General features: G+C 30.3%; 13 protein-coding genes. 11 read left to right on the forward strand and 2 right to left on the reverse strand.

From position 1 onward, the window contains the following. Positions 1-238: 238 nt before the first annotated feature. Positions 239-2,101, reverse strand: a complete 1,863-nt coding sequence (gene topA, locus GOQ20_RS03885; RefSeq protein WP_167845490.1) for a type I DNA topoisomerase — start codon at positions 2,099-2,101, stop codon at positions 239-241. A gap of 262 nt (positions 2,102-2,363) precedes the next feature. Between topA and rpsF the strand changes: the two genes are divergently transcribed. The 6 genes from rpsF to GOQ20_RS03915 all read left to right on the forward strand — a co-directional run bounded on the left by rpsF (position 2,364) and on the right by GOQ20_RS03915 (position 6,702). Beyond that, on the forward strand, positions 2,364-2,774 hold the full coding sequence (gene rpsF / locus GOQ20_RS03890; RefSeq protein WP_129620075.1) for a 30S ribosomal protein S6: 411 nt from the start codon (positions 2,364-2,366) through the stop codon (positions 2,772-2,774). A 32-nt stretch (positions 2,775-2,806) separates the two neighbouring features. Further along, entirely contained in the window at positions 2,807-3,340 is a 534-nt protein-coding gene (locus GOQ20_RS03895) for a single-stranded DNA-binding protein (protein WP_167845491.1), read from the forward strand. Positions 3,341-3,368: 28 nt separating this feature from the next. Next, positions 3,369-3,623, forward strand: coding sequence for a 30S ribosomal protein S18 (gene rpsR / locus GOQ20_RS03900; protein WP_129620073.1), 255 nt, complete (start codon positions 3,369-3,371; stop codon positions 3,621-3,623). Between the two features lie 365 nt (positions 3,624-3,988). Beyond that, the gene (gene rplJ / locus GOQ20_RS03905; protein ID WP_129620072.1) at positions 3,989-4,486 is read left to right on the forward strand and encodes a 50S ribosomal protein L10; all 498 of its coding nucleotides are present in this window, start codon (positions 3,989-3,991) and stop codon (positions 4,484-4,486) included. 51 nt (positions 4,487-4,537) lie between these two features. Continuing rightward, entirely contained in the window at positions 4,538-4,909 is a 372-nt protein-coding gene (gene rplL / locus GOQ20_RS03910) for a 50S ribosomal protein L7/L12 (RefSeq protein ID WP_129620071.1), read from the forward strand. 113 nt (positions 4,910-5,022) lie between these two features. Then, positions 5,023-6,702 carry a PTS transporter subunit EIIC gene (locus GOQ20_RS03915; protein ID WP_167845492.1) on the forward strand — a complete coding sequence of 560 codons (1,680 nt, stop codon included), beginning with the start codon at positions 5,023-5,025 and terminating at the stop codon, positions 6,700-6,702. A gap of 226 nt (positions 6,703-6,928) precedes the next feature. On the opposite strand, the gene GOQ20_RS03920 is transcribed toward GOQ20_RS03915, so the two are convergent. Further along, complete coding sequence (locus GOQ20_RS03920; protein ID WP_167845493.1) at positions 6,929-7,675, reverse strand: MurR/RpiR family transcriptional regulator; 747 nt, start codon at positions 7,673-7,675, stop codon at positions 6,929-6,931. A gap of 39 nt (positions 7,676-7,714) precedes the next feature. Between GOQ20_RS03920 and GOQ20_RS03925 the strand changes: the two genes are divergently transcribed. The 5 genes from GOQ20_RS03925 to GOQ20_RS03945 all read left to right on the forward strand — a co-directional run bounded on the left by GOQ20_RS03925 (position 7,715) and on the right by GOQ20_RS03945 (position 13,605). Beyond that, complete coding sequence (locus GOQ20_RS03925) at positions 7,715-8,551, forward strand: histidinol-phosphatase (protein WP_167845494.1); 837 nt, start codon at positions 7,715-7,717, stop codon at positions 8,549-8,551. Positions 8,552-8,704: 153 nt separating this feature from the next. Beyond that, a complete protein-coding gene (gene mnmA, locus GOQ20_RS03930; RefSeq protein WP_167845495.1) occupies positions 8,705-9,820 on the forward strand; it encodes a tRNA 2-thiouridine(34) synthase MnmA in 1,116 nt (371 codons plus the stop codon). 8 nt (positions 9,821-9,828) lie between these two features. Next, positions 9,829-12,453 (forward strand): alanine--tRNA ligase, encoded by a 2,625-nt coding sequence (alaS, locus tag GOQ20_RS03935; protein ID WP_167845496.1) that lies wholly within the window; start codon positions 9,829-9,831, stop codon positions 12,451-12,453. Continuing rightward, positions 12,441-12,893 (forward strand): Holliday junction resolvase RuvX, encoded by a 453-nt coding sequence (gene ruvX, locus GOQ20_RS03940; protein ID WP_167845497.1) that lies wholly within the window; start codon positions 12,441-12,443, stop codon positions 12,891-12,893. The genes alaS and ruvX overlap by 13 nt, the downstream gene beginning before the upstream one ends. Continuing rightward, the gene (locus tag GOQ20_RS03945) at positions 12,868-13,605 is read left to right on the forward strand and encodes a BC85_0335 family putative methyltransferase (protein ID WP_167845498.1); all 738 of its coding nucleotides are present in this window, start codon (positions 12,868-12,870) and stop codon (positions 13,603-13,605) included. The genes ruvX and GOQ20_RS03945 overlap by 26 nt, the downstream gene beginning before the upstream one ends. Positions 13,606-13,613: the final 8 nt, after the last annotated feature.

Consider the following 13,613-nt stretch of genomic DNA (forward strand, 5'->3'; position numbering starts at 1 on the left):
AAAAGTCATATAACCCTATTGGGTAGGCCTAAAATACTTTTTTTTTTTTTTTTAGAGACCTAAAAAATGCAATATTTATACAAAAATATAGATATTTTTGATGTTTTTGCTAACTACTTTTATTTTTAATTAACTTATAATAAAACAAATTTTTGAATGTAATTTTACTCCTATAAATCATGTTGTAAAAAGTGTAAAAAATCCACATACCAAAAATTGGTATGTGTGCAATTATTAATTATTTAGAAGCAGATTTTTTATAAAAACTGCGTTTGAATGTTTTTTGCGCTTCACCTTCAATACTTCGAGTATATCTGCAATTTGGGAAGTTTTTACATCCTATAAATTTTTGTCCTTTTTTATTAAATCTTTCAAGTAAAATTCCATTATCATCTGGACATGGTTCATCAAGCTGAGTTACTTTTAAAGTTGTTTTTTCCATTGTTTCAGAAGCTTCTTTATAGCTTTCTTCAAAGCGTTTTCAAAAATCTTCCATAACTGTATTTTTTTTCAGTTTATCTTCACTAATTTGATCAAGCTCTTCTTCAACTTTAGCTGTGTAATCTTCGTTAATGATTTTTGGGAATGAGTTAATTAACTTATCTAAAACAATAGTTCCAAATTCAGTTGGTCAAAGTGTTCCATCTTTGGTTTCTACATATTGACGATCTTTTAAGATCTTAACTGTAGTGGCAAAAGTTGAAGGGCGACCTACTTTAATTTCGTCAAGTGCTTCGATTAATGTTCCTTCATTATAACGAGGAATTGGTTTAGTTTCATGATCTGTGAAAATGAAACTATCTACATCAAGCACATCACCTTTTTTAAATCCTGGATCAATATCATCAGCAGGAATTCCTGTTACAACATAATATCCATCATAAGTAATTTTTGAGAAATTATTTCTAAATTGATACTCACCATTAGTGTATGTGTAAGATGTGCTCATTCTCTTAGGCTGTTTAATTAAAGCTTGAAGAGTTGTTTCATAAATTAATTTATACAACTTATATTCTTGTTCAGTCATTTCACTAAATTGTGCTTTAGCTGATTCTGGATCAAGATATAAGCTAGTTGGACGAATAGCTTCATGGGCATTTTGATCGCCACTAAAACCTTTAATTTCTTCAGAGATGTAATCTTTACCTCATTTTTTAGCAATAAACTCATGGCCATGACGCACAAAAGTATCACTTAAGCGAGTTGAATCAGTACGTGGATAACTAATAAGTCCACCATCTCCATAACCTTCATAAAGTTTTTGTGCTGCAATTTGAGTTACAGCTGATGAAAAAGGACTTTTACGGTATAAAACAGCTTGTTTAAATGGTTGAATAGCACTTACTTTTCTTTCAGTTGATTTAACATCTGCAACTGTTAATTTTTTATCAGTTTTTTCAAAGTAAGTTTTAAGGCTATCAAGATCTTCTTTAAAAATTCAATCTTTTTTCTCGCTTGGATTTTCAGGGTTAAAGTAAAAAGCTTCTAATTTACTTTGAGCTAAAATAGCTGTTAATTTACTATATTGCTCAGGAATAAAAGCTTGAATAATTCTTTCACGATCAATAACTAATTTTAAAGCAATTGATTGCACCCTTCCAGCTGATGGGTTAGTTGGAGAATTGCTAAGTTTATTTTTCATAAGGTAGCTTAATCTAAATCCAATAATCCGATCAAGCATTCTCCGCGCCTTTTGAGCATCAACTAAAGCTTCATCAATTTTTCCAACATGTTTTAAAGCATTTAAAATAGCTTCTTCAGTAATTTCATTATATTTTAAACGTGAATATTTATCTTGAATCTTTAAATAATTAACAAGATGTTCTCCAATAGCTTCCCCTTCACGATCCGGGTCAGTTGCAATATAAACATGCTCAGCTTCTTTAACACCTTTTTTAAGTTGTTCTACTACTTTTTTCTTAGTAGAATCAAGTGAATATTCAGGTTCTCAATTTTCAAAATCAATTCCAAGTCCAAATTGTCCACTAGTTTTCATTTTTAAAATATGACCTACACTAGCAAGGACTTCATAATCTTTTCCAAGATATTTTTTAATGGTTTGAACCTTATTTGGTGACTCAACAATAACTAAATTTTTCATATCAATATAATATACACAAATTTTTACGAAATTGAAAAAATTTAGTTTTTCGATATGTGCAAACCTAGCTAAAAAAGAAAAATTTAGTTTTCAATTTTTTCACCGTTTTTTACCAATAAGTCTATAATATAGACCTTAAAAAGTAAATAGGTCTAGTTAGTTATTTTCATTATTACTTTATAATATATAAGAGTATATTTTTAACATTAATGAAAAATACTCCTTGGCAATTTTTTGCCCAGAATGACCAGAAGGAGAAAAAATGACAAAATACGAAATTATGCTTATCGTTGATCCTAAAGCTGACGTTAAAGTTGCATTCGATTTACTTAATGAAGTATTCGGTGAAAACTCAGTTAAAGCTGAAAAATTAGAGAGAAACGAATTAGCTTACGAAATTAACAAATCAAAACATGCTCAATACGTTCTTGCTAACGTAGAAACAGAAGACGCTAAAAGCGTTCAAGAACTTACACGTCGTTCAAATATCGTAAAAGAAATTTGAAGACTTCTTGCAATTAACCTTGACTCAGAAAAAGGTTTAAACAAAAAAGTTAAAAAATTCAACAAAAAACCATACTTTAAAAAAGACGGAAACAGATCAGTTGAAGGTGCAAAAAGAACATTCAACAGACCACGTAAAGAAAACAAAGAAGAATCTTCACAAAACTAATTCATTAAATATTTAAATTACAAGGTGGCAATATGAACAAAGTTATTTTAATTGGTCGTACAACATCAAATGCTGTGTTAAACTATACAAACTCACAAGTGCCTTATGCACGTGTTTCACTTGCTATTAACCGCGAGTACTACGGTAGAAGTTCAAATAGTAATAATGAAGTTACTGACTTCATTCCTCTTGTAGGGTGAAATGGAACAGCTGATTTAATGGCTAATAGAATCCCTAAAGGGACATTAGTTGCTGTTGAAGGGAGTTTGTATTCAAACACTTATAGATCAAACCAAACTAATACTTTAGTTAGATCTTATGAAGTTAATGTGGAAAGAATTCGTATTTTAGAAAATCGTCAATCAATTAACGAAAGACTTGGAAATTCTGGAGATAATTCATCATTAAATAATTTCCAAAGAAATACATTCACACCAAAAACAACTAATAACCAAGCTCAAAACAGCTTTGGAACACCATCTGTAACATTTAATGAAGAAGTTTCACAAAGCTCTGAAATTGATCACCAACTTGGTGAACACTTTAGCAGCGAAGATGACTTATAATAATATTTAAAATATTTTAGGAGTACAAATGAATTTCAAACGTAAAAAAGGTTTCCAACCAAGAAGAAAAGTATGTGAATTTTGTGAATCAAACACACACTACGTAGATTACAAAAATGTTGAATTATTAAACAAATATGTTTCTGCTACAGGAAGCATCAAATCAAAATCTCAAACAGGAACATGTGCAAAACACCAAAGAAAAGTTTCTACAGCTATTAAAAGAGCAAGAGTTATGGCTTTAATGCCTTACATCGTTATTCGTTCAAGAATGGCAAAATAATTTACTCACAATCATGAATTCATCTCTTTTAAGAGGTGAATTTTTTATATTTTTTACACGCAATTATTAAAGGTAATTTTCACAATTGGTATTGGTGCATTACTTTATGGAATATACAAAAACGAAAAATAATTCTTTAAATAAGATCTTACTTTCCTTCAAATACAATTTTTGTTTCTATTTGAAGTTTTTATTACCTTTTGCTAGGGTTATAAAATTCTCAAAAAGCATTTTGAAATAAAAATTTTTTGATTATAATAAATAAGCAATACATAAAGACAGTAACGGCTTAGGCTTAATATGTTACCGAGTGTATCTCATTCCTTATTGTATTGCAACAAATATAATTTGAAAGGAGGCAGTTAATGTCAGAATCAAAGTTCAAATTAGCAAAAAGAGAAGTTGTTGCTGAAATTTCAGATAAAATCGCTTCTTCACAAGCTGTTGCATTTGCTGAATATCGTGGACTTACTGTTGCTGAACTTCGTGAATTAAGAAAAGAAGCTAAAGCAATGGGTGTTGAAATTAAAGTATACAAAAACCGTTTATTTAAACTTGCTGCTCAAGCAGCTGGATATGCTGATTTATCAGAACACTTAGTTGGTCCAAACATTTTCGCATTTTCTCAAAATGACGAAATGAGTGCAGCTAAATTATTAGTAAAATTTGCTAAAAAACACAAAATCATGGTTATTAAAGCCGGAACATTTGATGGTAAAGTTGTTGATGCTGCAGGTGTTAAACAAGTTGCATCTCTTCCTTCATACGAAGAAGCTCTTGCAATTCTTGCACGTTCATTGATGGCTCCTTTATCACAAATTTCATTATCACTTAAACTTGTAAGTGAAGGAAAATCAGAATAATTAAATTCTAAAAAGTTAAAAAGCATTAAAAAAAGAAAGGAAGTATTTATAATGGCTAAATTAACAAAAGAAACATTTATCGAATCATTAAAAGAAATGTCAATTAAAGAAGTTATGGAACTTGTTGAAGCAATGAAAGAAGAATTTGGAATCGACCCTACAGCTGCTGTTGCTGTTGCTGCAGCTCCTGCTGAAGGTGGAGAAGCTGAAAAATCATCAGTTAAAGTTGTTCTTAAAGCTGACAACGGTAAAAAAGTTGCAATCATCAAAGTAGTTAAAGATCTTTTAGGACTTTCATTAATGGATGCTAAAAAAATCGTTGATGCATTACCTGCAACAATCAAAGAAAACATCAAACCTGAAGAAGCTGAACCTATCCGTGCAGCTTTAGCAGAAGCTGGTGCTGACGTTGTTGTTGAATAATTTCTTTTAACACACAAATCATTTCAAATATGAGCCTGGGCTCATATTTTTTATTCTTTTTAAGAATAAAAAAATCTCAAAAATTATGCACAATTTAGGTATGGAGGTTTTTGATGATTAAAAAAGTAACTATCCCAGATCCGCTTAGAACTTTTTGAAGTAAGTTCCGTAGTGGTTTGGAAAGATTTGGTAGAAGTTTAATCTTACCAGTTTCAATTTTGCCAATTATGGCAATTATTGGTGCAATTGGTTACATTATGATTTCTGCCGGTAATAAAACAGGTGCAATGAAAGATGCTAATTTTGCTGCAGCTGCAAATGCTATTAAATTAATTGGTATGGCTCCAATTTATAACTTAGATATTCTTTTCGCAATTGGTATTGCTGCTGGACTTGCTAAAGAAGAAAAAGCTTCTTCAGCTCTTTGTGGAATATGTGCCTTAATTGGTCTTTATTTTGCAGGAAATGTGCTTTTAAAATATTCAAGTTTAAAATCACTTTTAGACCCTAAAGAAGTAGGGAAATTAGAATTAATTGAACGGTTTGGAAAATATTCAAATTCATTCAATTTAAATGCTCTTGGTGGTATTTTAGCTGGTTATATCGGTTATTTGACTCACAAATATACATACAGATTGCAATTCCCTAAAGCAATTGCGTTTTTTGGAGGAGCTAAATTTTCTCCAGTTGCAACCTTTTTAACTTCATTTATTATCGGGTTGCCTTTTAATGCTATTTGAGTATATATTTACTATGCAATTGGTAAAATGGGACAAGGAATTAGATTAATGGGAGCTGGTGGTTCATTCTTATATGGATTTACCAACAGATTACTTCTTCCATTTGGACTTCACAATGTTCCAAATGCTATTTTAAGATATACACCAGCTGGTGGAACTTGAAAATTCATTGTTGAAGGTAAAGAAGAAACATTTAATGGGTTTTACACAATCTTACTTGCTAAACTTCAACATGGTCAAAGAATTACCGCTCAAGATTCAATGATTTCAAACGGAACATATCCAACTAATATCTTTGCTCTTCCAGGAGCTGCTGTAGCTATGTTTTTAGCTGTGCCTAAAGATAAAAGAAAAGTAGCTGCTCCAATTATCTTTGGTGCTGTATCTTCAGCTGTACTTTCAGGAGTTACAGAACCAATTGAATTTACCTTTATTTTCGTAGCACCAGTACTTTGACTTGTACATGCTCTTATGACCGGATTTACATATATGTTTATGTATCTTGCAGGTGCAGGTATGGTTTCAGGAACTGGTGAAGGAATTATTACATGATTAATTTACAACCTTTCAGGATACGAAATTATTGATCGTGTATGAATGCTTTGAGTTCTTGGACCTGTCTTCTTTGTTGAATATCTTCTCGTATTTTACTTCTTAATTACCAAAATGAATTTAAGTACACCAGGTAGAAATGGAAACGAAGTTAAATTAATGAGTAAAAAAGAATTTAGAGAAAAAACAGCAAATAAAGATAAAGAAGAAACACAGCAAATAAGCGAGCAAACTAAAGAGCTTCTTAAAAACGAAAAAGAAGAAGATATTAATTTATCAAAAGAATTAATTAATGCTTATGGTGGCTTTGAAAACATGACCGAAATTGGAAGTTGCATTTCAAGACTTAGAATTTCAGTTATTGATAAAGACAAAGTTGATCGTGATAAAATCAAAGCGCTTGGCGCAATGGGTGTCGTTGAAAGTGGTGACCAAGTCCAATCTGTTTTTGGTGCTAAAGCAATGGTTTATAGCCGTATTATGAACAATCTTAAAAAATAAAAATGATTTGAATAATAATCTTTACAGGTGTATTTGCAGCTCTATTTATAATGGTAGCTGCATTGCTCTTTTACTTACGAAAAAAGAAAAAAATCACCTACGTAGTAGATGAAAATGAAAAATATTTAAGACAGCTATACCAAACTTTCATGAAATATTTACCTTTTGTTTTTTTACTTTGTGCTTTAGCTTGCGTTATGTTCTTAATTCGCCTTTTAGGTGGTTTTTAAAGCAAATTAAGCAAATAAGTAAAGACAATATTTAAATACAAATGAAAATCTAATGGATCAATTTTTTGCTCTGAGTTAAATTTTTGGAAACTTAAAGTTAATTCATTTGCAAAATCATTAGGAATTTTATTAGTAATTGCTACAATCTTTGAGCCTTTGTTTTTGCAAAGTAAAGTTGGAATTAAGGTTTCCATTGTTGTAGCAGAGTTGGAAATAAAAATCACTAAAGTCTCTTCATCAGAGACAATAGCTTGCGTGTAGCGGTTTGAAAAGCTATCAGGTAAAAAAACATTATATCCTGCTCTTTGAAGCTGGGTGGTAAATTCATCAGAAGCTCTTAAAGCCCCACCAGAAGCATTAATAACGATTTTCTTAGCATTTTTAATTGCGTTAATGATTTTAGTAAAGTCAAATTTAAGCACTAGCTGAGCAAAGTTAATTGTTTTATTAAGTAGTTCTTGATTTTTTAAATATCCTTGAGTTTTACTAAGTTGAACTTTATTACGATACTTAACAATTTCTCCTTTAAAATCGCTAAAAGAGTAAAACCCTAATTTTTTCACAAACTTGCTAATGCTACTTTGAGTAGTGGCACAAAGCTCAGCAATTTCGCTTGAATTTAATTTATCAATTTGATGAATATTTATAAGTAAGGTTTTTGCGATGTGGCCTGAATTGCTATCACGATGTGAATAACCTAATAACTTTTTAATAAGTGAAGATTCTTTAATATTACTAATCATATGCAAATTATATTATAAAAAGATAAAAGGAAGGATTTTATGAAACACGATTACCACAATCACACCTATTTATGTAAACATGCAGACGTGACAATTGATGATCTTTTACAAGAATATTCTGCTCGTGGATACTTAGAAGTAGGTATTTCAGATCATATCCCCTACCCTGGAGAACTTGATTCTAAAGATAATTCACGTATGTATTTAAGTGAAATGAATCAATACATTGCAGATATTGAAAAAGCACGTAAGAAATATCCGAATGTCAAAATTTACACCGGTTTTGAAAGTGAATATTTCCCAAATCAAGATTCTTGGTATCGCCAAGTTTTACAAAGAGAAGATGTAGATTATTTAATTTTAGGAATTCATGCTGTGGAAAATCTAGATCCAGAGAATAACTATAACCGTAATTGCAATACAGCAAAAGAACTTCAAAGATATTGAGATTCGCTAAGCGCAGGGATGAGAACTGGTTTATTTGCTTATGCAGTGCATCCTGATTTTTATATGAAATCATATGTTGAATGAGATGAGAATTGCGAAGAACTTGCAAACAAAATTTGTGAATTAGCACTTGAACTTGATTTTCCACTTGGATTTAATATTAATGGATTTTGAAAAGGTCCAAGAATGATTGGAAGTGCTTTTAGAAACAAATATCCAATTGAGCAATTTTGACAAATAGTAGCTAAAAAAGGTGTTAAAATTCTTCTTGAATCAGATACACACCACCTTAAACAGCTTCATGATAAAGAAATTGTAGATAAAACTTATAACCTTTTAAAAGAGTGAAAAATTGACCATCTTTTAGTTGAAAAAGTTGATATTGAAAAATATAAACAAAGAGTGAAAAAGCTTTTAAATAAGGCTTAAAAATCTTTAAAGTAGCAATTTTTGTAGTTGCTACTTTTTGTTTAGTCCTATTTTTGAAAAACTTGATAAAATAAATAATAAACACACCCGCAATTTTAAAAATTAAGATAAAATTAAGTAAAAATATATTTTTACTTATAATAAGGAGAAATAATGAGTAAAAAAGTAGTTATTGGAATGAGTGGTGGAGTAGATTCGTCAGTAGCTGCATACTTGTTACAAAAACAAGGCTACGATGTTGTTGGCCTTTATATGCGGAATTGAGATAGCTTTACGAACAATGACATTTTAGGGAATAAAGATTTAAATCAAGAAGTATGTACTCAAGAGCAAGATTACAATGATGCTCTTAAGGTTGCACAAAAATTAGGCATCAAACTTGAAAGAGTTGACTTTGTTCAAGAATACTGAGATAACGTTTTTGAAAACTTTATCGAAGAATACAAAAAAGGAAGAACTCCAAATCCAGATATTTTATGCAACAAATACATCAAATTTAGCGCTTTTGCGAAATATGCTTTTGAAAAACTTGGTGCAGATTATATTGCTATGGGTCATTATGCTAAAGTTGAAAATGGACATCTTTATCGTGCTAAAGATCAAAACAAAGATCAAACATACTTTTTAGCCCAGCTTTCACATGAGCAACTTTCAAGAGTTATTATGCCTCTTGCTGATTTAACTAAAGATAAAATTAGAGAAATTGCGGCCGAATTAGAACTTGCTACTGCTAATAAAAAAGACTCAACCGGAATTTGCTTTATTGGTGAAAGAAACTTTGGTCAATTCCTTCAAAACTACATTCCAGCTCAAGATGGTGATACTGTTGATATTACAACTGGTAAAAAAGTTGGAAGACATGTTGGGTGCTTTTATTACACAATTGGACAAAGAAAAGGTTTAAACCTTGGCGGCATGGCTGAGCCATATTATGTGTGCGGTCATGATGTTAAACAAAATATTTTATATGTAGCTCCTGCTTCTAGAAGCGAGTATCTTGATTCAAATATGCTTATTGCTTCAAATTTAAATTTAAATAATACTGATTATGATCCAAATAACTTAACAGCTAAATTTAGATATCGTCAAAATGATATTAAAGTAAGCATTGAACTTTTAGATAACAATGAAATAAAAATATACTATCCAGAAAAATCACAAGCAGTTACTCCAGGGCAACAAGTTGTTTTATATGATGGAGAAAAATGCATTGGTGGTGCAGTAATTGAAAAAGTTTATTTAGATGATAAACAATTAACATATATTTAGAGGTTATTATGAATTCAAAACAAATTAGACAAATGTGAATTGACTTTTTCCAAAGCAAAGATCACTTTTTAGTTCCTTCACAAAATTTAATTCCTAAAAATGATCCATCACTTTTATGAATCAATAGTGGAGTTGCTACTTTAAAAGATTATTTTTCAGGTAAAAAAATTCCACCTTCACGTAGACTTGTAAACTCACAAAAATCCATTAGAACTAATGACATTGAAAATGTTGGAGTAACAGCAAGACACCATACTTTCTTTGAAATGCTTGGTAACTTCTCAATTGGTGATTATTTTAAAAAAGAAGCTATTGCTTTTGCTGTTGAATTTTTACTTGAGCATTTAAAATTAGATCCAGCTAAACTTTACTTTACTTATTACTATGAAGATTTAGAAACTAAAAATCTTTGAATGAGTCATGGATTTGATGAATCACACTTAATCCCAGGAACTAAAGATACAAACTTTTGAGAAGTAGGATCAGGACCTTGTGGACCAAATACTGAAATTTTCTATGACCGTGGCCAAAAGTATGATTCACGTGGAATTGAGCTTTTAAAAGAAGATATTGAAAATGATCGTTACATTGAAATTTGAAACATTGTTTTTTCAACTTACAATTCAGATGGTGAAGGAAATTACACTGAACTTAAGCAAAAAAATATCGATACTGGTGCTGGATTTGAAAGAATTGTATCAATTATGCAAGATGCTCCTACTAACTATGATACTGACCTATTTTTACCTATAATTGCTAAAATTGAAGAATATACAGATTATAAATATGATACTAATAACTACTTTACCAATGATAAAGAGCAAAAGGAAATTAACACTTCATTTAAAGTTATTGCCGATCATATGAGAACAGTGGTTAATGCTATTGCCGATGGGGCTAAACCTTCAAACGTTGGACGTGGATACATTTTAAGAAGATTAATTCGTAGAAGTGTTTATAAAGCAATGCAATTAAAAGTTCGTAAAGAAATTTTCTTAAATGAACTTGTAGAAGTTGTAAAAAACTCACTTCCTTTTGAATATGAAACTAAGCCAATTGCTGAAGTAATTAAAAATGAAGAACTTGCTTTCTCAAAAACTATTGAAAATGGAAAAGCAATATTAAATGACTTTTTAAAAGAAGATCTTAAAATCTTCCCTGGCGATGTAGCTTTCAAGTTATTTGAAACATATGGTTTCCCAATTGAGCTTACCAGCGAAATTTTAGCTGAAAATAACATTAAAATTGATTATAAGCAGTTCGAAGAAGCTCGTAAGCGTCATTCTGAAGCTTCTAAGGGTGCTAAAGTTTCGGGAATGGACAAAGTAATTAACTCACTTGCTCTTATTACTAAAAAAATGGATCAATTCATTGGTTATGAACATACTCATAACACAACTAATGTTTTAGCACTTTTAGATACTGAAAAAAATATTGAATCTTCGAACGGAATTAGCTACCTTATTTTAGAACAAACGCCTTTTTATGCTACAAGCGGTGGTCAAAAACATGACCGTGGATATATGGTGCAAAATGGAAACAGAATCATTATTTTAGATGTATTTAAAGACAAGCACGGAAACCACATTCATAAAGTTGAAGGAAAAGTAAATGTTTTTGATCCTATTGAATGTTTTGTTGATGAAGCCATTAGATTAGGACTTGAAAGAAACCACAGTGGAACTCACCTTCTTTTCTGTGCTTTAAGAACCATTTTAGGTGATTCAATTAAACAACTTGGTTCAGATAATAATGAAGAACGTTTAACTTTCGATATGCCAGCTGACAATAAACCGAGCGATGAACAAATTAAGGAAATTGAAAAATTAGTTCGTTCATACATTGCTAAAGATGTTAAACGTAATTACTTAAATATGACTACAGATAAAGCTAAAGAAATGGGTGCAATCATGACTTTAGAAGAAGCTGAATATATGGATCCTAAAAATGTAAGAATTGTTCAATTTGAAGGAATTACTGCTGACCTTTGTGGTGGAACTCACCTTTCAAATACTGCTAAACTTGAAAACTTTAAAATCACAAACGTAGAGAAAAAAGCTGCTGGAGTTTACCGGGTAAGAGCAATTAGCTCAAACATTTTAGTTGAAGAATTCTTAGAAGAAGAACTTAACAAATTCATTGAAGAAGCTAATAAAGCTATCGAAAGAAACGAAAAACTTAATCCAAATTATGCTTTTCAACTTAACATCCCTGAAGATAAAGAAGAAGCTATTGATTATCTTAAAAATGCAATTGAAAAAATTAGAGAAGATTACAAAACTCTTTTAAAAGAAAAAGAATCAAATGTTGATTTTGATTACGAAAATGTAGCTAAAGAGACAATTAATAACCAAGAATTTATTATTGTTTCAAACTTAGATAAAGCTCACATTAAAACAATTGCTACAACACTTAGAGAAAAAAATCCGCTTGCAGTAGTAGTTGCTTCTTCAGAAGGGGATTTAAAAATGCTTGTAGTAGCTTCTAAAGCTCAAGATTCAAACAAAATTGCTCAAGCTCTTTTTGGCATCTTAAACGGTAGAGGTGGTGGAAACGCAATTTTATCAATGGGTAAAATTAACTCAAACGAAGACATAACTGAAGTTATTAAAGGTATTAAATGAGAGTTTTAGGAATTGATCTAGGAACTAAAACTTGTGGCTTTGCTATAACTGACGAAAGTGAAGTTATTGCTTCAGGACTTGAAAATTTTATTTTCCCTAAAGAAAATGATTTTAATAGCGCTATTGATAAAATCAAAGAGTACTTAAAAACCTATAAAATAGGTGGATTTGTCCTTGGCTATCCACTTAAAATCAGTGGTGAAAAAAGTCAAAGAACTCTTATGGTAGAAGATTTTTGCAAGATGCTTTTAGAAAATTTTGATTTGCCAATTATGTATGTTAATGAACAAAAATCCACAATTAGAGCTGAAGAAGTAATGATTAATGCTGGAATGACACGTCAAAAAAGAAAACAACATAAAGATAAGCTTGCTGCAGTTATTATCTTGCAAGATTACTTAGATTATTACAGAGGTAAATGAGATGAATATTCTATTAGAAACAACTAATGAAATAGCAGGAACTTCTTCAAGTAATATTTCGCCAGCTACTAGAAATGCTTTAATAATTAGTGCAGTAGTTGCTTTGGTATTAGCTGTTATCATTTTCATAGTTACTAGAGTTGCGGTGTATAAAATTAATAAAAAATATGCTGATAAGGCTAAAGCTGAAGCGATGATTCAAATTGAATCATTAAGAAACGATGTTGGACTTCTTCCTTTTGAACTTAAAGAATTTTTTAAGTCAAAAGCAAAAGATTTAGATGTTGAAGCTTTAATTAATACTGTTTATCGTAATTCATATAAAGATGTTTTAATCATTGCACAAAATGATCCATTCGTTTATGCTGCGTTAGCCCAAAAAACTAAGCAAGATGTGTATTTTATTAGCCAAGATTTAGATTTAGCTGGTATTGAGAAAGCTAAAGAGCAATTTCCAAGTGAATTTCCACATTCATTTAAAGAGTATAAAGATGAAACAATTGATTTTTTAGTAATTACCAATACTGAAAAAGATATTAATGAATTATTTGATAAGTATTACTCAAAATTAAAGCCTAATGGTATGATCGCTGCTAAGATTGACCTTTTTGCTAACCATGAAATTAAGTCGCTTAAAAATCATCTTTACATTTCAGATATCAGGTGAGAGATTTCACATTTAGATAGTAAATTTTTATTTATTGTTAAAAGTGAAATAATTGAAAATAAAATAAAGTAAAATTAATT

The organism is Mycoplasmopsis gallinacea (assembly GCF_012220205.1).
GTDB lineage: Bacteria > Bacillota_I > Bacilli_A > Mycoplasmatales > Metamycoplasmataceae > Mycoplasmopsis > Mycoplasmopsis gallinacea_A.